Source organism: Streptomyces deserti (genome assembly GCF_054782695.1).
The window spans coordinates 126,130-146,733 of the sequence record NZ_BAAGRZ010000009.1 but is presented as its reverse complement, the minus strand read 5'-3'; the positions used below and the strand labels follow the sequence as shown (position 1 = coordinate 146,733).

At 72.9% G+C, this 20,604-nt stretch carries 19 protein-coding genes; 10 read left to right on the top strand and 9 right to left on the bottom strand.

Features of this window, described 5'->3' with window-relative positions; translation table 11 throughout:
* Positions 1 to 76 precede the first annotated feature (76 nt).
* A complete protein-coding gene (locus ACYVMZ_RS18205) occupies positions 77 to 1,027 on the bottom strand; it encodes a DUF5819 family protein (RefSeq protein ID WP_461080779.1) in 951 nt (316 codons plus the stop codon).
* A gap of 341 nt (positions 1,028 to 1,368) precedes the next feature.
* Here ACYVMZ_RS18205 and paaA point away from each other — a divergent pair, with 341 nt between their 5' ends.
* From paaA to ACYVMZ_RS18175, 6 genes are all read left to right on the top strand, one after another.
* A complete protein-coding gene (gene paaA / locus ACYVMZ_RS18200) occupies positions 1,369 to 2,451 on the top strand; it encodes a 1,2-phenylacetyl-CoA epoxidase subunit PaaA (RefSeq protein WP_461080778.1) in 1,083 nt (360 codons plus the stop codon).
* The gene (gene paaB / locus ACYVMZ_RS18195) at positions 2,448 to 2,735 is read left to right on the top strand and encodes a 1,2-phenylacetyl-CoA epoxidase subunit PaaB (protein ID WP_461080777.1); all 288 of its coding nucleotides are present in this window, start codon (positions 2,448 to 2,450) and stop codon (positions 2,733 to 2,735) included. Before paaA ends, paaB begins: the two co-directional genes overlap by 4 nt.
* Complete coding sequence (gene paaC, locus ACYVMZ_RS18190) at positions 2,732 to 3,463, top strand: 1,2-phenylacetyl-CoA epoxidase subunit PaaC (protein ID WP_461080776.1); 732 nt, start codon at positions 2,732 to 2,734, stop codon at positions 3,461 to 3,463. Before paaB ends, paaC begins: the two co-directional genes overlap by 4 nt.
* Positions 3,457 to 3,993, top strand: a complete 537-nt coding sequence (gene paaD / locus ACYVMZ_RS18185; protein WP_461080775.1) for a 1,2-phenylacetyl-CoA epoxidase subunit PaaD — start codon at positions 3,457 to 3,459, stop codon at positions 3,991 to 3,993. Before paaC ends, paaD begins: the two co-directional genes overlap by 7 nt.
* On the top strand, positions 3,993 to 5,051 hold the full coding sequence (gene paaE, locus ACYVMZ_RS18180; RefSeq protein ID WP_461080774.1) for a 1,2-phenylacetyl-CoA epoxidase subunit PaaE: 1,059 nt from the start codon (positions 3,993 to 3,995) through the stop codon (positions 5,049 to 5,051). The genes paaD and paaE overlap by 1 nt, the downstream gene beginning before the upstream one ends.
* A 202-nt stretch (positions 5,052 to 5,253) precedes the next feature.
* Positions 5,254 to 6,393 carry an acyl-CoA dehydrogenase family protein gene (locus ACYVMZ_RS18175; protein WP_461080773.1) on the top strand — a complete coding sequence of 380 codons (1,140 nt, stop codon included), beginning with the start codon at positions 5,254 to 5,256 and terminating at the stop codon, positions 6,391 to 6,393.
* Between the two features lie 27 nt (positions 6,394 to 6,420).
* Here the strand turns inward: ACYVMZ_RS18175 and ACYVMZ_RS18170 are convergent, their stop codons facing one another.
* The 4 genes from ACYVMZ_RS18170 to ACYVMZ_RS18155 form a co-directional block, all read right to left on the bottom strand.
* The gene (locus ACYVMZ_RS18170) at positions 6,421 to 6,750 is read right to left on the bottom strand and encodes a rhodanese-like domain-containing protein (protein ID WP_461080947.1); all 330 of its coding nucleotides are present in this window, start codon (positions 6,748 to 6,750) and stop codon (positions 6,421 to 6,423) included.
* 28 nt (positions 6,751 to 6,778) lie between these two features.
* Positions 6,779 to 7,573 (bottom strand): hypothetical protein, encoded by a 795-nt coding sequence (locus ACYVMZ_RS18165; RefSeq protein ID WP_461080771.1) that lies wholly within the window; start codon positions 7,571 to 7,573, stop codon positions 6,779 to 6,781.
* 211 nt (positions 7,574 to 7,784) lie between these two features.
* Positions 7,785 to 9,317 (bottom strand): DUF2252 domain-containing protein, encoded by a 1,533-nt coding sequence (locus tag ACYVMZ_RS18160; protein ID WP_461080945.1) that lies wholly within the window; start codon positions 9,315 to 9,317, stop codon positions 7,785 to 7,787.
* Positions 9,318 to 9,391: 74 nt separating this feature from the next.
* Positions 9,392 to 10,039, bottom strand: a complete 648-nt coding sequence (locus ACYVMZ_RS18155; RefSeq protein ID WP_461080769.1) for a ScbR family autoregulator-binding transcription factor — start codon at positions 10,037 to 10,039, stop codon at positions 9,392 to 9,394.
* A 167-nt stretch (positions 10,040 to 10,206) separates the two neighbouring features.
* On the opposite strand from ACYVMZ_RS18155, the gene ACYVMZ_RS18150 reads away from it, so the two are divergent.
* Positions 10,207 to 11,307, top strand: coding sequence for a ScbA/BarX family gamma-butyrolactone biosynthesis protein (locus tag ACYVMZ_RS18150; RefSeq protein WP_461080767.1), 1,101 nt, complete (start codon positions 10,207 to 10,209; stop codon positions 11,305 to 11,307).
* A complete protein-coding gene (locus ACYVMZ_RS18145; protein ID WP_461080765.1) occupies positions 11,304 to 12,233 on the top strand; it encodes an NAD-dependent epimerase/dehydratase family protein in 930 nt (309 codons plus the stop codon). The genes ACYVMZ_RS18150 and ACYVMZ_RS18145 overlap by 4 nt, the downstream gene beginning before the upstream one ends.
* A 262-nt stretch (positions 12,234 to 12,495) precedes the next feature.
* Here ACYVMZ_RS18145 and ACYVMZ_RS18140 read toward each other — a convergent pair whose 3' ends face one another.
* Both ACYVMZ_RS18140 and ACYVMZ_RS18135 read right to left on the bottom strand, forming a co-directional pair.
* A complete protein-coding gene (locus ACYVMZ_RS18140; protein WP_461080943.1) occupies positions 12,496 to 13,155 on the bottom strand; it encodes a response regulator transcription factor in 660 nt (219 codons plus the stop codon).
* Positions 13,128 to 14,414 carry a sensor histidine kinase gene (locus ACYVMZ_RS18135; RefSeq protein ID WP_461080941.1) on the bottom strand — a complete coding sequence of 429 codons (1,287 nt, stop codon included), beginning with the start codon at positions 14,412 to 14,414 and terminating at the stop codon, positions 13,128 to 13,130. The genes ACYVMZ_RS18140 and ACYVMZ_RS18135 overlap by 28 nt, the downstream gene beginning before the upstream one ends.
* Positions 14,415 to 14,637: 223 nt before the next feature.
* Between ACYVMZ_RS18135 and ACYVMZ_RS18130 the strand changes: the two genes are divergently transcribed.
* Both ACYVMZ_RS18130 and ACYVMZ_RS18125 read left to right on the top strand, forming a co-directional pair.
* Positions 14,638 to 15,372: an ABC transporter ATP-binding protein gene (locus ACYVMZ_RS18130; RefSeq protein WP_461080763.1), complete on the top strand. Its 735-nt coding sequence runs from the start codon at positions 14,638 to 14,640 to the stop codon at positions 15,370 to 15,372.
* Positions 15,366 to 17,816: an FtsX-like permease family protein gene (locus ACYVMZ_RS18125; protein WP_461080761.1), complete on the top strand. Its 2,451-nt coding sequence runs from the start codon at positions 15,366 to 15,368 to the stop codon at positions 17,814 to 17,816. Before ACYVMZ_RS18130 ends, ACYVMZ_RS18125 begins: the two co-directional genes overlap by 7 nt.
* 129 nt (positions 17,817 to 17,945) lie before the next feature.
* On the opposite strand, the gene ACYVMZ_RS18120 is transcribed toward ACYVMZ_RS18125, so the two are convergent.
* Both ACYVMZ_RS18120 and ACYVMZ_RS18115 read right to left on the bottom strand, forming a co-directional pair.
* Positions 17,946 to 19,526 (bottom strand): alpha/beta hydrolase, encoded by a 1,581-nt coding sequence (locus tag ACYVMZ_RS18120; RefSeq protein ID WP_461080759.1) that lies wholly within the window; start codon positions 19,524 to 19,526, stop codon positions 17,946 to 17,948.
* A gap of 627 nt (positions 19,527 to 20,153) precedes the next feature.
* Positions 20,154 to 20,567 carry a hypothetical protein gene (locus tag ACYVMZ_RS18115; RefSeq protein ID WP_461080757.1) on the bottom strand — a complete coding sequence of 138 codons (414 nt, stop codon included), beginning with the start codon at positions 20,565 to 20,567 and terminating at the stop codon, positions 20,154 to 20,156.
* Between the last annotated feature and the right edge of the window lie 37 nt (positions 20,568 to 20,604).

The following is a 20,604-nucleotide window of genomic DNA, read 5'->3' as shown; positions in this document are numbered from 1 at the left end:
CTCGGGGCCGTCTCCGTCGGGGCCGTCTCCGTCGGGGCCGTCTCCGTCGGGGCCGTCTCCGTCGGGGCGAAGGCTTTCACCGCACGCCTCCCTCGGCCTCGGCATCCGCTACCGACCACCACGGCAGCTCGCGGTAGACCGGTGTGGTGCTGACCTGTTCGCGGCTCCACTCGGGCGGGGGCACGTTGGTGGTACGGGAGCGGAACTGGACGCGTTCGACGACACCGCCGCGTCCGGCCGCGTCCTCACGGTCCAGGCGCAGCACCGCGATCCGGCGCAGATACGTCTCCGACAGCGCGCCGCGCAGGCCGGCCGGGCGGTTGTCGCCGTCGTGGGTGGCGACGTAGAAGTCCCAGGCGCGGCGCAGCTCGTTCTGCTGGGTGTGGCTCGGCAGCGGGTTGCCGTCGATGGCCCGGCCGTCCTGGGCGGACAGGTCGTACCAGCCGGTGGTCCGGATGCCGCCGTCCGCCGCGCGGATCTCGGCACGGACCTGGACGGCGATGTTCTGCTGCAGCGGGTTCGGCGCGAAGAGCTTCCAGTTCTGCTCGAACTCGGGGTAGATCCACTCGTCGATCGCCTTGCCGTGCTCCTTGGTGAGCGTGTTCGCGGGCGCGACGTGCAGGAACGTCATCCCGAGATGCACACAGACACCGACCGCCACGACCGCGAGCGCGAGCGCGGCGCCGATCCGGTACCGGAAGGAGAGGGCGGCTACGCCGGTGCGGGGGTCGGCGGGCGGTGGCGCCGGGGGGAGGTCGTGCGGATCTGGTGTGGGGGGATCTGGTGTAGGTGGATCGGGTCTGGGGGGTTCGGGTGTGGGGGCACGCAGGGCCGGGTCCCCAGTGGGAGCGGCGGCCACGGTGTCGGGAACCCGCTGGGGGCCGTCCGAGGTCGATGCGGCGTCGGACACACCGGGCAGGCCACGGTCGGTCGATGCGGCATCGGGCAGGGAGCGCCAGGGGTCCGTCGGACCGTTCGGCTCGGCCGGCCCGTGCCGGGCGTTCGAGCCGTTGTCGTACGCGTCCATTCCGCCCCGTTTCCCGATACCGGTCCGTCGTTCCGTCCGCCCGGCCGCAGGGCGTCCCACCCCTGCGCACCGCCCCACGGCGCCGGCACGGGAACGGTACTCAGACCCGCCCGCCGGGCACAGCCCCCTCCGCCGGCCCCGCTGGCCGTCGGGACACCGCGGTAGCCGACCGTACGGCGTTCACGGCGGCGCGGAAGCGGCGGTCCCCGTTGTCCACAGGGACCCCCGCAGGTTATCCACAGCGGTTGACACCTTACGGCGCCCGTCTCACCATGGAATCGCACGAACCGAACGATCGGTCGGGAGCGTGCTTCCAGCAGAGCCCAGGTCGAGGGGGACTCATGGCGACAGCAGCCGCGCACGGGACGGCCCGCAGCCAGGCGCACGGCGCACAGAGCGGTACCGACACCGCCGCCGGTGACACCGCCGCGTACGAGCGTGCCTTCGACGCGGCCGTGGCCGCCGACGAGCGCATCGAGCCGCGCGACTGGATGCCGGACGCCTACCGGGCGACACTCGTCCGGCAGATCGCCCAGCACGCCCACTCCGAGATCATCGGCATGCAGCCGGAGGCCAACTGGATCACGCGCGCGCCCTCGCTGCGCCGCAAGGCCATCCTGATGGCCAAGGTCCAGGACGAGGCCGGGCACGGCCTGTATCTGTACGGCGCGGCCGAGACCCTCGGCACGAGCCGTGAGGAACTGCTCGACAAGCTCCACGCGGGCCGTCAGAAGTACTCGTCGATCTTCAACTACCCCACGCTGACCTGGGCGGACGTCGGCGCGATCGGCTGGCTGGTGGACGGCGCCGCGATCACCAACCAGGTGCCGCTGTGCCGCTGCTCGTACGGCCCGTACGCGCGCGCGATGGTCCGCATCTGCAAGGAGGAGTCCTTCCACCAGCGCCAGGGCTACGAGTTGCTGCTCGCCCTCAGCCGCGGCACACCGGAGCAGCACGCGATGGCGCAGGACGCGGTGAACCGCTGGTGGTGGCCGTCGCTGATGATGTTCGGCCCGCCCGACGACGCCTCCCAGCACTCGGCACAGTCGATGGCCTGGAAGATCAAGCGGCACTCGAACGACGAGCTGCGCCAGCGCTTCGTCGACATCTGCGTCCCGCAGGCCGAGTCCCTGGGCCTGACCCTCCCCGACCCCGAGCTGAAGTGGAACGAGGAGCGGGGGCACTACGACTTCGGCCCGATCGACTGGACGGAGTTCTGGGAGGTCCTCAAGGGCAACGGGCCGTGCAACGAACAGCGGCTGACCCAGCGCAGGCGGGCCCACGAGGAGGGCGCCTGGGTGAGGGAGGCGGCCGCGGCCTACGCCGCCAAGCACACTGCCGGGCACACCGGCGAGAACACCAGGGAGAACACCGGGGAGAACCCGGGCGGACACGCCGTCGAGCGCGAGGAGGCGCGGGCATGAGCACCACCGACTGGCCCCTGTGGGAGGTCTTCGTGCGCTCGCGCCGCGGCCTGTCCCACACCCACGCCGGCAGCCTGCACGCGCCGGACGCGGAACTCGCCCTGCGCAACGCGCGCGACCTGTACACCCGGCGCGGTGAAGGCGTCTCGATCTGGGTGGTGCCGTCGTCCGCCATCACGGCGTCCTCGCCCGACGAGAAGGACCCGTTCTTCGAACCGGCCGGCGACAAGCCGTACCGGCACCCGACGTTCTACGAGATCCCGGAGGGGGTGCAGCACCTGTGACGGCACCGCAGCCGACGACCGTGCCCACGGCAGCCGCCCTCTCCCTCGGCGACGACGCCCTGGTGCTCTCCCACCGCCTGGGCGAGTGGGCCGGCCACGCCCCCGTCCTGGAGGAGGAGGTCGCCCTCGCCAACATCGCGCTGGACCTGCTCGGCCAGGCCCGGTTTCTGCTGTCGCTGGTCGGCGACGAGGACGAGCTGGCGTATCTGCGCGAGGAACGCGCCTTCCGCAACCTCCAGCTGGTGGAGCAGCCCAACGGCGACTTCGCGCACACCATCGCCCGCCAGCTGTACTTCTCCACCTACCAGCACCTGCTGTACGCCGAACTGTCCGCGGGAGGCGGCCCGTTCGCGCCGCTGGCGGCCAAGGCCGTCAAGGAGGTCGCCTACCACCGCGACCACGCCGAGCAGTGGACCCTGCGGCTCGGCGACGGCACCGATCTCAGCCACACCCGCATGCGGAAGGCCTGCGACACGCTGTGGCGGTACACCGGCGAGATGTTCCAGCCGGTGGAAGGGATCGACGTTGACTGGGCGGCGATGGAGGCGGCCTGGCTGGAGCAGGTCGGTGACCTGCTGCGCCGGGCCACCCTGACGGTGCCCGAGGGGCCGAGGTCGGGGGCGTGGTCGGCCGGGGCGGGACGGCAGGGCCTGCACACCGAGCCCTTCGGGCGGATGCTCGCCGAGATGCAGCACCTGCACCGCAGCCACCCGGGGGCGTCATGGTGACGGTCACCCCGCTGGAGGCGGAACTGCTGGAGCTCGCCGGTTCGGTGCCCGACCCCGAACTGCCCGTGCTCACCCTGCGCGAGCTGGGCGTCCTGCGCGCGGTGCGGGTGCGCGGCACGGACGCGGTGGAGGTCGAGCTGACCCCCACGTACACCGGCTGCCCGGCGATCGAGGCCATGTCCCTGGACATAGAGCGGGTGCTGCGCGAGCACGGCGTGCGAGAGGTCAGCGTCCGCACGGTGCTCACGCCCGCCTGGTCGACGGACGACATCACCGAGGAAGGGCGCCGCAAGCTGCGCGACTTCGGGATCGCGCCGCCGCGCGTACGGCAGCCGGGCGGCGGCCCGGTCCCCGTCGAGCTGGGCCCGACCCGCACGCGCGCCGCACACGCACCGGAGGACCCCGTCCGCTGCCCGCACTGCGGATCCGCCGACACCGAGCTGCTGAGCCGGTTCTCCTCGACCACCTGCAAGGCGCTGCGCCGCTGCCTGTCGTGCCGTGAACCGTTCGACCACTTCAAGGAGTTGTGATGGCGCGCTTCCACCGGCTCCGGGTGGCCGCGGTCGACCGGCTCACCGACGACTCCGTGGCGGTCGCCCTCGCCGTTCCCCCCGAGCTGCGGGAGGAGTACCGGTACGCCCCGGGCCAGCACCTCGCCCTGCGGCGCACGGCCGACGGGCAGGAGATACGGCGCACGTACTCGATCTGCTCCCCGGCGCCGGACGGCGAGGGACCGAGCACCCTGCGGGTCGGCGTCCGGCTGGTCGAGGGCGGGGCCTTCTCGACGTACGCGCTGAAGGAGATCAACGTCGGGGACGAACTGGAGGTGATGACCCCGGCCGGCCGTTTCACGCTGCAACCCGCACCCGGTCTGTACGCCGCGATCGTCGGCGGCAGCGGGATCACCCCCGTGCTGTCGATCGTCTCGACACTGCTGGCGCGCGAGCCCCGGGCCCGGTTCTGCCTGATACGCAGCGACCGGACGTCCGCCTCGACGATGTTCCTGGAGGAGGTCGCCGACCTGAAGGACCGCTACCCGGAGCGGTTGCAGCTGGTCACGGTGCTCTCCCGGGAGGAACAGCAGGCGGGGCTGCCGTCCGGTCGGCTCGACCAGGAGCGGCTGACGGGGCTGCTGCCGACGATGGTGCCGGTGGAACGGGTGGACGGGTGGTTCCTGTGCGGGCCGTACGGGCTGGTGCAGGAGGCCGAGCGGGCGCTGCGCGGGCTGGGCGTGGCGCGGGCCCGCATCCATGAGGAGATCTTCCACGTGGACGCCGGCCCCTCCCTCGCCTCGACGGCACCCGCCCCCGCGCACAGCACGGTCACCGCCCGGCTCGACGGACGCGGCGGGACCTGGCCCGTCCGGGACGGCGAGTCACTGCTGGAGACGGTGCTGCGCAACCGGCCCGACGCGCCCTACGCCTGCAAGGGCGGGGTGTGCGGGACCTGCCGGGCCTTCCTGGTCTCGGGCGAGGTGCGCATGGACCGCAACTTCGCCCTGGAGCGGGAGGAGACGGAGGCGGGGTATGTGCTGGCGTGCCAGTCGCATCCGGTGACGGAGCGGGTGGAGCTGGACTTCGACCGCTGAACTCCGGCTGCACCGCGGTCCATTTCCCCGCGGCCCGCCTCCGGCTGCACCGCGGCCCGCCTCCGGCTGCTCCACGGCCCGCCTCCGGCTGTACCGCGGCCCGTTCCCCTCCATGGGCGGCGACCAGCATTCCCTTCTCGTAGAACCTGTTCTATCTTGACGCCCCGTCAGATCAACGGGATCCGCCGAAGGGACAGGGACCGTGGACTTCACCTTCACCGAGGAGCAGCAGGCGGCGGCCGAGGCGGCGCGGGGCGTGTTCGCCGGAGTCGTGCCGGACGCGGTGCCCAGTCCCACCCTGGTCACGGGCGCCGTCGCCGACGAGTTCGACCGTGCGCTGTGGGCCAGGCTGGCCGAGGCGGACCTGCTGAGTCTGCTGCTGGACGCGCGGTACGGCGGGGCGGGGCTGGACGCGATCGCGCTGTGTCTGGTGCTGCGCGAGTCGGCGAAGGTGCTGGCGCGGGTGCCGCTGCTGGAGAGCAGTGCCGCCGCGGCGGCCGTACAGGCCTATGGCAGTGAGGAGTTGAGGTCCGCGCTGCTGGCGGGCGTGGGGCGCGGTGAGATCGTGCTGACCGTCGCCGCGCACGGCCGTACCGGCCACGACCCGGCCGAACTCGCGGTCACCGCACGGCAGGACGGTGAGGGCGACGGGTGGGTGCTGGACGGAGTGCAGACGGCGGTGCCGTGGGCGTACGACGCGGACTTCACGGTCGTACCCGCGCGCACGGGGGCCGACCGGATCGTTCTCGCTCTGGTGCCGCGTGGCCGGGACGGGGTCGTGCTGGCCGAGCAGGTGTCCACCAGCGGGGAGCGGCTCGGGGAGCTGCGGCTGGAGTCGGTGCGGGTCGACGCCCGCGACGTGATCGACGCGGACGGGGCGTGGGAGTGGCTGCGCGATCTGCTGGCCACCGGTACGTGTGCGCTGGCGCTCGGGCTCGGGGAGCGGGTGCTGCGGATGACCGGCGACTACACGAGCAAGCGGGAGCAGTTCGGTTTCCCGCTCGCGACCTTCCAGGCCGTCGCGATGCAGGCCGCCGACCGGTACATCGACCTGCGCGCGATGGAGGCCACGCTGTGGCAGGCCGCCTGGCGGATCGGCTCCAGGGCACCGGGCGCGCTGCCCGCCTCCGGGGACGTCGCCGTGGCGAAGATCTGGGCGGCGGAGGGCGTACGGCGGGTCGTGCAGACGGCGCAGCATCTGCACGGCGGGTTCGGCGCGGACGTGGACTGTCCGCTGCACCGGTACCACGCCTGGGCCAAGCACCTGGAGCTGTCGCTCGGCCCGGCGGCGGCGCACGAGGAAGCACTGGGCGACCTGCTGGCGGCGCACCCGCTGGGCTGACCGCCTGCTCCGCGCGAGCCCGGGGCCTTACAGGACGTGACCCGCCCGGCCCTCGTCGGTCACCACCGGGCGGCCCGCGGCCTGCCACACCTGCATGCCGCCGTCGACGTTCACGGCGTCGATGCCCTGCTGGACCAAATACATCGTGACCTGGGCCGAACGGCCGCCGGAGCGGCAGATCACGTGGATCCGGCCGTCCTGCGGGGCCGCCTCGGTCAGCTCGCCGTAGCGGGCCACGAACTCGCTGATGGGAATGTGCAGCGCCCCTTCCGCATGACCGGCCTGCCACTCGTCGTCCTCGCGGACGTCCAGCAGGAAATCGCCGTCCTTGAGGTCCGTGACCTGGACCGTGGGCACACCAGCTCCGAAGTTCATGTCTCCGACGCTACCCGAGCAGCGCCGCCAGCTCCGTCTCGCGCTCGGTGATCTGGGCCAGCAGCTGCCGGGCGATGTCGTCCAGGAGGCCGTCGGGGTCCTCCGGGGCGAGCCGGAGCATCGAGCCGATGGCGCTCTCCTCCAGTTCCTTCGCGACCAGAGTGAGCAGTTCCTTGCGCCGGGCGAGCCATTCGAGGCGGGCGTAGAGCTCCTCGCTGCGGCTCGGGCCCCGCTTCAGCTCCGGTCCGGCGGCCCACTCCTCGGCCAGTTCCCGCAGCTCGGCCTCGTCGCCGCGGGCGTAGGCGGCGTTGACGCGGGTGATGAACTCCTCGCGCCGCCGACGTTCCTTCTCCTCCTGGGCGAGATCCGGGTGGGCCTTGCGGGCCAGGTCGCGGTAGAGCTTGCGGGCCTCCTCGCTGGGGCGGACCCGCTGCGGTGGCCGGACCGGCTGGTCCGTGAGCATGGCGGCGGCCTCCGGGAACAGGCCGTCGCCGCCCATCCAGCCGTGCAGCAGCTCCTCGACGCCGGGGATCGGCGCCAGGCGGGCCCGCAGCTCCTGGGCCGTGCGGACGTCCTCGGGGTCACCGGTGCGGGCGGCCTTGGCCTCGGCGATCTGCGCGTCCAGCTCCTCGAGCCGGGCATACATCGGGCCGAGCTTCTGCTCGTGGAGCCGCGAGAAGTTCTCGACCTCCACGCGGAAGGTCTCCACCGCGATCTCGTACTCGATCAGGGCCTGCTCGGCGGCCCGGACGGCCTGCTCCAGCCGGTCCTCCGGGCGGGACTGCTCAGCTTCCGGGGTCGTCACCCGACCAGCGTAGGCCACGGGCGCACTGCGCTCGGCTCGCGCAGGGGCCAGGCAGACCGCGCGGGAAGGGTACGGTGCCGCGTCCCGCTCACGGCCCGAGGCCGATGACGCCCGACACCTCACCGACCCGCCCGTCAGGATCGACGTACTGCACAGCCCCCCACCCGCACTCCCCTCACCCGCACCCCGGACGCCCCCTCATACCCCCAGCTCACACCCCCAGCTCCGCCGCGATCCGCCTCGCCCGGACCGCCGCCACCAGATCCGCGTGGTCCGCCTCCGTGCGGTCGGCGTACGTGGCCGCGAAGGCGGCGATCGCCTCGTCCAGCTCCTCGTTCTTGCCGCAGTAGCCGGCGACGAGGCGGGGGTCGGCGCTGTGGGAGTGGGCGCGGGCCAGGAGGGCGCCGGTCATGCGGGCGTAGTCGTCTATCTGGTCGGCGGCGAGGGCCGCGGGGTCGACGCTGCCCTTGCGGTTGCGGAACTGGCGGACCTGGAAGGGACGGCCGTCGACCGTCGTCCAGCCCAGCAGGATGTCGCTGACGACCTGCATGCGCTTCTGGCCGAGGACGACCCGGCGGCCCTCGTGGTCGGCCGGCGGCGCCTCGAAGCCGGCCGTCACCAGGTGCGGCACCAGCGCGGAGGCCCGGGCCTCCTTCACCTGCAGCACCAGCGGCTCACCGCGGTGGTCCAGGAGGAGCACCACGTAGGACCGGGCGCCGACGCTGCCCGTGCCGACGACGCGGAACGCCACGTCGTGCACCGCGTGGCGGGCCAGTAGCGGCAGGCGGTCCTCCGGCAGCGTGGTCAGGTACTGCTCCAGGGACGCCGCCACCGCCGCGGCCTCCGCATCGGGGACGCGCCGCAGCACCGGCGGGGCGTCGACGAAGCGGCGTCCGCCGTCCTCGATCACCTCGGTCGACCGGGCCGCGAACCGCCCGCTGGTGTTGTGGCGCGCCTTCTCCGAGACCCGCTCCAGGGTGCCGAGCAGGTCGTGGGCGTCGGTGTGGGAGACGAGCTCCTCGTCGGCGATGGCGTTCCACGCGTCCAGGACGGGGAGCTTGGCGAGCAGACGCATGGTGCGGCGGTAGGCGCCCACCGCGTCGTACGCCGCCCTGCGGCAGGTGTCCTCGTCCGCGCCGGCCTCCCGGCCCGCGAGCACCAGGGAGGCCGCCAGGCGCTTGAGGTCCCACTCCCAGGGGCCGTGGACCGTCTCGTCGAAGTCGTTCAGGTCGATGACCAGGCGGCCGCGCGCGTCGCCGTACAGGCCGAAGTTGGCCGCGTGGGCGTCGCCGCAGATCTGGGCCCGGATCCGGGTCATGGGGGTGCGGGCCAGGTCGTACGCCATGAGGCCGGCCGCGCCGCGCAGGAAGGTGAACGGCGTGGCCGCCATCCGGCCGACCCGTATCGGGGTGAGCTCCGGGAGCCGGCCCCGGTTGGACTCCTCCACGACGGCCACCGCGTCGGGGCGGGCGGCGTCCAGGTCGAGCGTGGCGTGCGCCCGGCGCGGGACCCGTTTGCGCAGCGCCTTGCCCTCGTCCTTGGGCGAGCCCTCGGCAGGCCACTCGGCGAAGCCCGGCACCCGGGGCAGCCGACGTGCCCGCCCGGCACCGGCCGACACCACCGACTGCCCAGCCGCTCCTGCTTCCGCCGTCCTGGCACCGACATCGGTCACCGCGACCGCCTCCCCCGACTCACACCCGAAGCCCACGCATGAAACCCACGCATGCGGCCCACGCACGAACATCAACCCGTGCCGACCGTACAACCGCCGGGCCACAACGCGTCAGCCCCTGTGGACAACTCCGGGAATGTGGATACTCACCCCGCCAGCAGCTCGGGCCTGCTGTCCGCCAGAACCCGTTCGGCCCGGCCCTCCGAGATGTCCAGCCGGGCGAGTACAGCGGGTACGGCGATGCCGGGCAGCAGGTGGTCGAACAGCACGACCACCCGGCGCTCCAGGTCCTCTCGCTGGCAGCGCAACTGGGACAGCAGCTGTACCCCCGAGAAGCTCGCGACCAGCAGCTCCGCCGTTTCCGTCACGTCGACGTGCGGCAGCAGTTCGCCCTGTGCCTTGGCGTCGGCCAGCGTCAGCGTGGTCTGGTCGATCCACATGCGGAACGCCGGGGTGCGGTCCAGCCCCAGGGCCCCCTGATCGAGAGCCAGTCCGACGCTGGCCCGCACCAGCGGCTCGGTGCGCAGCCGCCAGGCCAGCACCAGGCCGGAGTCGACCAGCTCCTGGAGTTTGCTGGCCTGTGGCGGCAGGGCGATGGCCATCTGTTCCTCGAACACGCCGAGCGCCAGCTCTTCCTTGGAGCCGAAGTGGAAGTACAGGGCGCCCTTGGTCACGCCCGCCCGTTGCAGGATCTCCCCGATGGTCGCCGAGGTGTAGCCGCGTTCATCGAAAACGGCCGCAGCCGCCTCCAGGATGGTCCGCCGGGTGCGGATCGCGCGCTCCTGTCGCGCCATCGGGTGCCTCCTGATCTCCGTGGATCGTGATGAAGTCGCCATGACGTGCGGGCGCGCGGACTCGTCTCCCGGCGATGTACAGCGATGTACCTTTAAAAGAAACCGACTTGTTCGTATCTTAGTCCCACGCCGAACGGAGCCGAGGCTGTCGATCCCGGGGGTTCCCCATGCCGCAGACAGGTCCCTTAAGCGCACCCACGGAGGATCAGACCGGACAGCGGGGCGGTCCGGCAAGCACGGCCGGTGAGGCGGGCGTTGGCACCGGGCTCGCCGAGTACACCAAGGACGGCGAGGACGTCAAGAACACCGGCGACGCCAAGAACACCGAGGACGCCAAGAACACCGGGGACACCGAGGACGCCAAGGGCTCCACGGTGACGAAGGTGACCAAGGAACTCGCCCACCGTTCAAGCGAGTCGGACGTCTTCCCCACGCAGTGGCGCCGGCTCTCCGAGACCCGCTTCCTCGTCACCGCGCACTGGCCGGCCGCCCACAGCTTCTTCGGTCCCGTCGACGACCGCCACCAGGATCCGATGGTCGTGGGAGAAACGTTGCGGCAGACGTCGATGGTGCTCGCGCACGCCGAGTTCGGCGTGCCGCTCGGCACCCACTTCGTCATGTGGGACATGGAGCTCTCCGTCGACCCGGCCGCGCTGCTGCTCGCGGAGGCCGCCGAGCCGGTCGCCGTCGACGTCGTCTGCTCCGAGATACGACACCGGGGACGCGGCCTGAAGAGCATGCGGACGACGATGGAGTTCCGCCGGGCGGACCGGCTCGTCGCGCGCGGCACCGGCAGCACCGGCTGCACCTCGCCGCTCGCCTACCAGCGGCTGCGGGCCCGGCAGCTGGCCGCCGTGGGCAGGCCCGTGCCGCTGCTGCCGGGTGTGGCGCCCGAGCTGGCCGGCCGGAGCCGGGCCGAGGACGTCGTACTCGCGCCCGACGACCGCCCCGGCGTCTGGCGGCTGCGCGTCGACACCGGCCACCCCGTCCTCTTCCCCCGCCCCAACGACCACGTCCCGGGCATGGTCCTGTTCGAGGCGGCCCGCCAGGCCGCGACCGCGGCGACCGGCAGGCGGCCCTTCCTGCCCGGCCGGATGGCCGTCTCGTTCAGCCGGTACACCGAACTGCACACCCCCTGCACGCTCGAGACAGAGGTGCTCGACAAGGAGGAGGTGACCGTCCGGGTGTCGGGGCGGCAGGACGGCGAGTCCCTGTTCACCGCCACGCTCACCTCCGCGCCGACGGCCCCGGTACGGTCCCCTTCGTGACGGTGAACCTCCTGGTCACGGGCGCGAGCGGCTTTATCGGCAGCCGGGTCGCGCAGGCGGCACGCGGGCAGCCCGCCGTACGCGTACGGTCGCTGTCCCGCCGCACGCCACCACCGGGCACCGGTGACGAGGTCGTCCACGGCGACCTCGCCGATCCGCGTTCCCTGCGCGGCAGTTGTGCCGGTACGGACGTCCTCGTCCACTGCGCCTCGCAGATCGGCGGCGACCCCGAAGTCGCCGCGACCGTCAACGACTTGGGCACGCGGGCCCTGGTCGAGGACGCGGTGCGCAGCGGTGTGCGCCGGATCGTGTACGTGAGTACGGCCGCCGTGTACGGCCGGGGCCCCTTCCACGGCGTACGGCCCGGCGAGGTGGCGCTCGCGCCGGCGTCGGCCACCAGCCGCACCCGGGCGGCTGCCGAGCGGCACGTCCTCGACGCGGGCGGCCTGGTGCTGCGGCCGCACCTGGTGTACGGCGTGGGCGACCGCTGGGTGATCCCGGGGCTCGTGGGGCTGCTGCGCGAGCTGTCGGCGACCGTGACGGGGTGCGCGGCGCTGCAGTCGATGATCGAGGTCGGGACGCTGGGCCGGGCGGTGCTGGCCGCCGCCCTGTCCCCGGCGCACACCTCGGGCGTCTACCACGTCAACCATCCTGATCCGGTGCCGTGTTCGGAGCTGCTCGCGGCCGTGTGCGCGCAGGTCGAGGATCCCGGCGGTGGGGTGGCGGTGGACGTCGCCGCCGCCCGGGAGCGGGCCGCCGGGTCACCGCGGGCGCTGCATCACCTGGCCCTGCTCACCGTCGACCACTGGTTCGCGGACGACGGTTTCTGGAAGGACCTGGACTGCGCTCCGGGCGAGGGGTTCACCGTCGCCTTGTCGCGCTCGGCACCCTGGTACCGGTCGTTCCTGCGGTCCGCAGAGCGCTAGGCACGCGTCGACGAGCCACGCCAGTCAGGACCGGCCGAGAGGGGCGGCCGAGAGGGGCGGCCGACAGGGGAAAGAAACCGTCTGGTCGGTTCAGTCGTGAGCGCGTCGGATCGCTTCCCGGACGGGCGCGGCAGACCACCAGCGCGGCAGACCGCCTCCCGGACCGACGCGGCAGACCGCCTCCCGGACCGACGCGGCGGATCACCTCCCGGACCGACGCGGCACATCACCCCCCGAACGGACACGTCACGTCACCCCGGGCTCACGCCCGCAAATACGCCAGCACCGCCAGCACCCTGCGATGGGTCTCGTCCGCCGGCGGCAGGTCCAGCTTGGTGAGGATGCCGCCGATGTGCTTGCCCACGGCCGCCTCGGAGACGACGAGTGCGCGGGCGATCGCGCTGTTGGACTTGCCCTCGGCGACCAGCGCCAGCACCTCCCGCTCGCGCGGGGTGAGCCGCTCCAGCGGGTCGCGGCGGCGGCGCAGCAACTGCCGTACGACCTCGGGGTCGACGACCGTGCCGCCGGCCGCGACCTCGCACAGTGCCTCGACGAACTCCTCGACCTGGCCGACGCGGTCCTTGAGCAGGTAGCCGACGCCGGTTCCGTCGCCGGAGTCGAGCAGGTCGGCGGCGTACGTCCGCTGCACGTACTGGCTGAGGACCAGCACGGGCAGGGTGGGCCGCCGCTCGCGCAGCCGTACCGCCGCGTGCAGGCCCTCGTCCTGGAAGCCGGGGGGCATGCGTACGTCCGTCACGACGATGTCGGGCGCGTGGTCCTCGACGGCGGCGAGAAGGGCTTCGGCGTCGCCGACGGCCGCGACGACCTCGTGCCCGCAGCGGCCCAGCAGCCCGATGAGTCCCTCGCGCAGCAGCACACTGTCCTCGGCCAGGACTACACGGAGCGCTCGGTCAACTCGCAGGGGGCGCAAGGAATCTCCACACGCAACAGGGTCGGGCCGCCGGGCGGACTGGACAGGGAGAGTCTGCCATCCAGCACCGACACCCGGTCGGCGAGTCCGGTCAGGCCGCTGCCCGCCCCGGCCTCGGCGCCGCCCCGGCCGTCGTCGCGGACCTCGAGGAACAGCCGCCCGTCACGGTGCCCGCCGGTGACCTGGGCGCGGTGTGCCCCGCTGTGCCGGGCGACGTTGGCGAGCGCCTCGCAGACCACGAAGTAGGCGGCGGCCTCGACGGCCTGCGGCAGCCGTCCGGGCAGTTCCACGTCGACGTCGACGGGGACGGCGGAGCGGTCGGCGGCGTCGGCGACGGCGGCTTCGAGGCCGTAGTCGGCGAGGACCTTGGGGTGGATGCCGTGGATGAGCTCGCGCAGTTCCTCCAGCGCCCTGCCCGCCTCCTCGTGGGCCCTGGCGAGCTGGTCGGCGAGCGGGCCGGGCGGGGCGTCCAGGCGGGCCAGGCCGAGCAGCATCGTCAGGGCCACCAGCCGCTGCTGGGCACCGTCGTGCAGGTCGCGTTCGATGCGCCGCCGTTCCGCCTCGAAGGCGTCCACCAACCGCACCCGGGAGCGGGTCAGTTCGACCACCCTGGCATTCAGGTCGCCCTCGCGCGGGGCGATCAGCAGCCGGGTCAGTTCCGCGCGGGCGCCGGCCGCGACGCCCAGGAGGTAGGCGCCCAGGAGGTAGGCGCCCAGGGCCAGCAGGACCAGTCCGAGGACGGCGGCGGCGAACGCGGCCGGCCAGGTGGTGACCGTCCACAGCTTGAGCACCTTCGCCTCGTCGCCGTCCCCGACGGTGGCCATCAGCAGCGGGGTGACGGCCACGGCCAGCGGGAAGAGCAGGGCGACGGTGAGCGCGAGCGCGTCGACCGGCCACAGCAGCCCCGCGAACAGCAGGGCGAAGCCGAGCTCCCGCCAGGTGACCTGCTCCCGCAGCCGGGTCGCGAGCCAGACCCGCAGGCCCGGGGCGGCGGGCGGCCGGTGCCGGTCGTACGCCGGGTCCCGGTCGACCAGCCGCAGCCTGCCCCGCTCGACCCGGGCCACGGGGATGCCCGCGAGGGCGGTGAGGAGCAGCAGCGGCAGCCCGACCAGTACGACGGCGAGGACGCCGCCGGCCGCCGCCGTGGTCACGATCCCCGCGAGCGCGACGGCGCCGGTCACCGCGCCGCTGAGCAGGTATCCGGCCGAGCGCCACGGCCACGGCGACAGCAGGTAGCCGGGGCGGGGCAGGGCCTGCCACACGGTGTGAGGGTGCCTGGGGATCAGCGGGTGCATGGGGGTCACCGTAGGAGCCCGCCCGGGCCCCGGCCATGGGCCCGGGGCGAGTCCGGGGGTATGCCTGGCCCCACGCCAGGTCTCGGTCCTGCCGGACTGCGCCGAGCCGTGCCCGCGCGGTCTCCTGGAGTCGCCGAAGGGGCCGTGGCGGCCAGGACATCCAAGGGAGTTGGGGCACATGGACGACGCGATCCGATTGCGCGCGGTCAGCAGACGGTACGGCTCGGGCGAGGCGGCCGTGATCGCGCTCGACGAGGTCACCCTGTCCTTCCCCCGGGGAACCTTCACCGCCGTCATGGGCCCCTCGGGCTCCGGCAAGTCGACCCTGTTGCAGTGCGCCGCCGGTCTGGACCGGCCGACCTCCGGGTCGGTCACCGTCGGCGGGACCGAGCTGACCGGGCTGAGCGAGCGGCGACTGACGCTGCTGCGCCGCGAGCGCGTCGGCTTCGTCTTCCAGGCGTTCAACCTGCTGCCGTCGCTGACCGCCGAGCAGAACGTGGCGCTGCCGCTGCGGCTGGCCGGTAAGCGGGTGCCCAGGGCCCGGGTGCGCGAGGTGCTCGGGCAGGTCGGCCTCGCCGAGCGGGCCCGGCACCGTCCGGCGGAGCTGTCCGGCGGTCAGCAGCAGCGCGTGACGCTGGCCCGGGCCCTGATCACCCGCCCCGAGGTGCTGTTCGGCGACGAGCCGACCGGGGCGCTGGACTCGCGGACCGGCCGTGAGGTGCTGGGGCTGCTGCGCGGCATGGTCGACCGCGAGGGCCAGACGGTCGTCATGGTCACGCACGACCCGGTGGCCGCCGCCTGCGCCGACCGTGTGGTCTTCCTCGTCGACGGACGTGTGCACGGCGAACTGGCCGGGGCGGACGCCGACGCCATCGCCACCCGCATGACCGGGCTGGAGGCCGTGCCGTGCTGAGCGTCGCCCTGGGCACCCTGCGCGCCCGCCGGGTCACCTTCGCGGGCAGTTTCGTCGCGCTGTCGCTGGGCGTGGCGCTGCTCACCGTGATGGGCCTGACGCTGGCCGCCTCGCTGGACGCGCCCGACCGCGGGCCCGAGCGGTTCGCGGCCGCGCCGGTCGTGGTCAGGGGCACGGACACCCTGCGGGTCCCGACCCCGGCCGGCGACCGGGAGCAGCAGCTCACCCACCCACGCCCCGTCCCAGCGGAGACCGTCACGAAGCTCAGGCGACTGGGCACCGTCGTCGAGGACCGGTCGTTCCCGGTACGGGCCGAGGGCGGGCCCGGTGACCTGGTGGGCCACCCGTGGTCCACCGCCGCGTTCGCCCCGTACACCCTGGACGGCGGACGCGCGCCCCGTACGGCCGACGAGGTCACCGTCACCGGCGCCTGGGCGAAGCCCGGCGACCGCGTCCGCACCGACCGCGGCACCGTACGGGTCGTCGGCACGCTCACCTCCCGCGGCTTCGAGAACGCCGTCTTCTACACCGACACCCGCGCCGCCCGACTCGCCCCCGCTACCTTCCAGTTGGCCGTGGACGCCGACGCGGCGGCCGTACGGGACGTGGTACGCGGCAGCGCCGAGGTACTGACGGGCGACGCGCGCCGCGCGGCGGACCCCGATCCCGAGCGGGACCGTGAGGCGCTGACCGCGATGAACGCCCTGTTCGGCACGGCCGGTGGCGTCACCGCCTTCGTGTCGGTGTTCGTGGTGGCGTCCACCTTCGCCTTCGCGGTCGCCCAGCGGCGCCGGGAGTTCGGGCTGCTGCGCACCGCCGGGGCGACGCCCGGGCAGCTCCGGCGGACGGTCCTCGCCGAGGCGCTGCTGGTCGGCGTACTCGCCTCGGCGGCGGGCTGTGCGCTCGGCGCGTACGCCGCCCCGCGGCTGGCCGCGTGGGTGGTCGACGGCGGTCTCGCACCGGCCTGGTTCACCCTCGGCACCGCCACCTGGCCGTACCACCTGGCCTTCTGGACCGGCCTGCTCGTCGCCCTGAGCGGCGCACTCGCCGCCTCCTGGCGGGCCGGACGCACCGGCCCCGCCCAGGCGCTGCGCGAGGCGTCGGCGGACAGCGGCGCCCTGACGCCGGGGCGTCTGCTGTTCGGTACGGCCCTGCTGCTGACGACCGTGGTGACGCTGGTCCTCGCCCTCGTCCGCGACCCCGGCGACCTGCTGCACCGCAAGACCTACGTGAGCCGCCCGATGCTCCTGATCACCGCGGTAGCCCTGCTCGCGCCGCTCGTCGTGCGCCCGCTGACCCGGCTGCTGGCCTGGCTGCCCGCCCGGCTGCCCGGCGCGGGCGGCGTGCTGGTGCGGGAGAACGCGGCCGCCGGAGTACGCCGTACCGCCGCGGTCGCGGCACCCGTCCTGGTCACGGTCGCCCTCGCGGGCTCGCTGCTCGGCGCCACCGCCACCCTGCACGAGGCCAAGACGGCCGAGACGCGCGAGCGGACCACCGCGCACTTCGTCGTCACCCCGGCGGGCGGGGCCGGCTTCGACGGCGCCACGCTGCGCGCACTGCGCGCGGTCCCCGGCACCGAGGTGTCGGCGACCGCCGCGAGCACCGTCCACGTGCTGGAGGAGGGCGTCGCCCTCATCGGATCCGAGGCCCGCGCCGCCGCCCCGGACGCACTCGCGGCCACCACACGACTTCCACTGGCCGCCGGGAAGGTGAGCGACCTGGACGACGACTCGATCATCGTCAACGAGGAGTGGGAGCGGCACACCGTCGGCGAGCGGGTGCGGGTGTGGCTCGGCGACGGCACGCCCCGCACGCTGCGGATCGCCGCGGTGATGACCACCGGCACCGGCGACAACGGCGTCTACGTCACCCCGCGCAACGCGCCCGGCGCCGTCGTCGACCGCGTCGACGTCGCCCTCACGGGCGGGGCCGACGCCCGGGCCGTCGCCACCGTGCTGCGCGAGGCGGTGCGCGCATCCGGCGGGCGGGTGCTCACCAAGGACCAGTGGATACGGGCCACCCACCCCGAGACCGACCGGACGACCCGGCTCGGCTTCCTGCTGGTCCTCGGCATCGCCCTGCTCTACACCGGCATCTCCCTGGTCAACACCATGGTCATGGCGACCTCCGACCGGGTGCGCGACCTGGCCGTGCTGCGGCTGGCCGGGGCCACCAGGGGGCAGGTGCTGCGGCTGGTGGGCGCCGAGGCCCTGACGGTGGTCGCCGTCGGCGCGCTGCTCGGACTCATGGTCGCCGGGCTCAACCTGGCCGGTATGTGGGGCGCGTTGGCCCTGCTGTCGGTGCGGAGCACGATCGAACTGCCGTGGGCGGCCATCGGCACGTCCGTGGCTCTCTGCGCGGTGCTCGCCGTGACCGCGTCCGTCGTCCCGGCCGCAGCCGTCCTGCGCCGCCGGGCGGTGGAACTGGCGGGCACACGGGAGTGACCACCCGGATGCGCCCACCGCCCGGTACGGCCCCACACGTCCGGCCACGCACCGGCGCCCACACCTTTGAAACATTCCTCCGGCTGGCGGCCTCCCGCAGGCGGATGGCCTCCCAGGGACTCCTGGCGATCAGAAACGGCTGACCATCCCCGGGATGCCCGTGGGTGTCGGGAGCGGCAGCCGGTTGGGGGCGTTGCGTTCGTCCGCGGCCGGAGCGGCCTTGCAGGTCATGTCCTTCGTGGGGAGCTTGCCGGTGGCCAGGTAGGTGGTGGCCGTCTTGTCGGCGCACGACCTGGTGCCGTAGATGCCGTGTCCTACGCCTCCGGCGACCGTGACCATCTTCGAGCCCTTCATGGCGCGGCGCAGGCCCTGGCCGCTGGTCAGCGGCGTCTGGGAATCCCACTCGTTCTGGAGGATGAGCGCGCGCACCTTGTTACCGATCCTGGTGGCGGGCTCGCTGCCGTTCTTCTTCCAGAAGGCGCACGGCTTGATGTGCGAGGCGAAGTCGCCGTACAGCGGGTACCTGGCCTTGTCCCGGATCGCGTCCTTGCGGTACCGCTCGGGATCGCGCGGCCAGGCGCGGGTGTCGGCGCAGACGACGGCCCAGAAGCCGGCGTCGCCGTTGTCCTCGGGCACGGTCCGGCCGAAGGACGGCGGAAGGGGCTCGGGCGTCCTGAGCTCCCGGTCGGCGGACGGGCGGGCTCCGGCGGCGGCCTTCTTCAGCTCGGCGACCGCTTCCGCGGCGTCGCGCGCGCCGAAGAACGTGCCCCGAAGGCCGTGGCGGATGTCGTCTCCGGTCAGCAGCGTGCCGTCGAGATCGATCGGCTTGCGGTCGGCCTGAGCGACCAGACCGTAGAAGGTCTTGCGGACCGCCTCGGGAGTCCGGCCCAGCTTGTAGGTGGCATGCCGCGCGGCGGTCCACTCGGTCCATCGGGTGAAGGCGGGCTCGGCGCCCTCCGCCCAGACCTGGATCATCCCGCGCCACACCCGGGCCGGGTCGACGGCGCTGTCCAGCACGAAGCGGTCGGTGCGCTTCGGGAACATCTGCGTGTAGACGGCGCCGAGGTAGGTGCCGTAGGAGTAGCCGAGGTAGGAGATCTTCTTCTCGCCGAGCACGGCGCGGATGACGTCCATGTCCCGGGCGGTGTTGCGGGTGGTGATGTGGCGCAGCTTGTCGCCCTGCCTTTTGTCACATTTCTCGGCGACGGTCCGGGCCCACTTCACGTCCTTGGTGAACGTCTCGGCCTTGTAAGGCCGTTCCCAGTTCCGCTCCTCGGACGTCAGGCCACAGCCGACGGGGGAACTCCGGCCGATGCCCCGCGGGTCGAAGCCGACGAGGTCGTACTTGTCCTTCACGGACTTCGGCAGCTCGCCGGCCATGTACTGCGGCATGTCGACGCCCGGCCCGCCCGGGCCACCGGGGTTGAGCAGAAGCACACCGCGCCGTTCCTGCTTGGTGCTCGTCTTCATCCTGGAGATCGCGAGGTCGAGCTTCTTGGCGCCCGGTCTGCCGTAGTCGAGCGGCACCTTGATCGTGGCGCACTGAAGGGAGGCGGGCAGCGCCGTGTCGCAGCGGTGCCAGGCCGGTTTCTGCTGGAGGTAGGGGCGGAGGGGGTTCTCCGCGGCGGACGCCGTGGCGGGGGTCAGTGCGGGGATCAGCGTGGTGACGGCGCTGACCGCCAGGAAGAGGGATATTCGACTGTTGCGCACGTGCGTTGGGTCCTTGGGTCGATGCGTACGGGACGCACCCACCCTGCCGCGCGCGGGAATGCGGATTGATCCCTCTACGGGGCAGTGTTTCTCCCACCGTGGAGGTACGGGGAGTTGGGGCGGATAGTGCTGGAGTCGGACAACCGCGACTGGCTCTGTGCCATCTACCTCAAGTGGCGCGCTGACACAAAGTTGAGTTGTGTACGACCCCAAGTGATCCGCGGTTCAAGGAATTTCTTCGCCTCCTTGCGGTGCCAGATGTGATTCCACCGGCGTCTTCGACAAGAGGCCTCGTCCAAGCGGGACGTTCCGGTCGGTAGTCGTGATCCTCTGTGACCGGTCCGACGGGTACGAGGTCCCTGCGGAGGTGAAGTCCGACCCCGGGCTGAGCAAACGGGCGAACGACCTGGTGGCCTTCTGGTGCACCGGGGCCGCGGCGCTCAGCTTCGCTCCGTTGGTGCCGATCGGCACGGTCATCATGAGCGGCGGTGTCAACGCGGAAAGTGCCTTCCTGCTGGAACGACAGAAGCCTCGGAGAAGCCCTGCCGTCCCAGTTCAGAAGGCACTTTCGCTGTCTTGCTCAAAATCCGGAACTTTCTTGGCCGAAACGGCCGGGCCCGGATGCGCTCACCCGGGCGGTTCGGTCCCCGCCGCGTCGGGTGGGGTCGGTACGACACCCGGGAGTGGGGCCATGACCCACTGTGCTTTCTCCCAGGTGATGGTCTCGGTGACGCGCACCGGTCGGTGCTTGGCACCTGCGGTGCCGGTGATGTCGACCTTCCATACGCCCGCGAAGTCGGAGGAGCGCGTCCAGCGGACGTCCCAGTCCTGTCCGCCGTACGCCTTGATCCGGGCGCGGGCGTCCTCGGAGCCTTGGGGATGGGCGTCGAGCAACCCGGCAAGCCCGTCCTCGTCCGATGTGTTGAGGAACCGTACGTAGTCGTGCAGGAAACGGTCCTGGTCCGCCAGGTCGGGTTTCGCGGACGCGGAGCCGTCCCCGCCGCCGCACGCGGTGAGCAGGACCGCGCAGAGCACCGCCATGAGCAACCCGACGCGCCGCTGCCATGAGCGGTACCCG

Coding starts and splice junctions, on each gene's coding strand:
- ACYVMZ_RS18205 (WP_461080779.1), bottom strand. CDS start 1,027: ATGGACGCGTACGACAACGGCTCGAACGCCCGGCACGGGCCGGCCGAG.
- paaA (WP_461080778.1), top strand. CDS start 1,369: ATGGCGACAGCAGCCGCGCACGGGACGGCCCGCAGCCAGGCGCACGGC.
- paaB (WP_461080777.1), top strand. CDS start 2,448: ATGAGCACCACCGACTGGCCCCTGTGGGAGGTCTTCGTGCGCTCGCGC.
- paaD (WP_461080775.1), top strand. CDS start 3,457: ATGGTGACGGTCACCCCGCTGGAGGCGGAACTGCTGGAGCTCGCCGGT.
- paaE (WP_461080774.1), top strand. CDS start 3,993: ATGGCGCGCTTCCACCGGCTCCGGGTGGCCGCGGTCGACCGGCTCACC.
- ACYVMZ_RS18160 (WP_461080945.1), bottom strand. CDS start 9,317: ATGTTCGTGCGTGGGCCGCATGCGTGGGTTTCATGCGTGGGCTTCGGG.
- ACYVMZ_RS18155 (WP_461080769.1), bottom strand. CDS start 10,039: ATGGCGCGACAGGAGCGCGCGATCCGCACCCGGCGGACCATCCTGGAG.
- ACYVMZ_RS18150 (WP_461080767.1), top strand. CDS start 10,207: ATGCCGCAGACAGGTCCCTTAAGCGCACCCACGGAGGATCAGACCGGA.
- ACYVMZ_RS18130 (WP_461080763.1), top strand. CDS start 14,638: ATGGACGACGCGATCCGATTGCGCGCGGTCAGCAGACGGTACGGCTCG.
- ACYVMZ_RS18115 (WP_461080757.1), bottom strand. CDS start 20,567: ATGGCGGTGCTCTGCGCGGTCCTGCTCACCGCGTGCGGCGGCGGGGAC.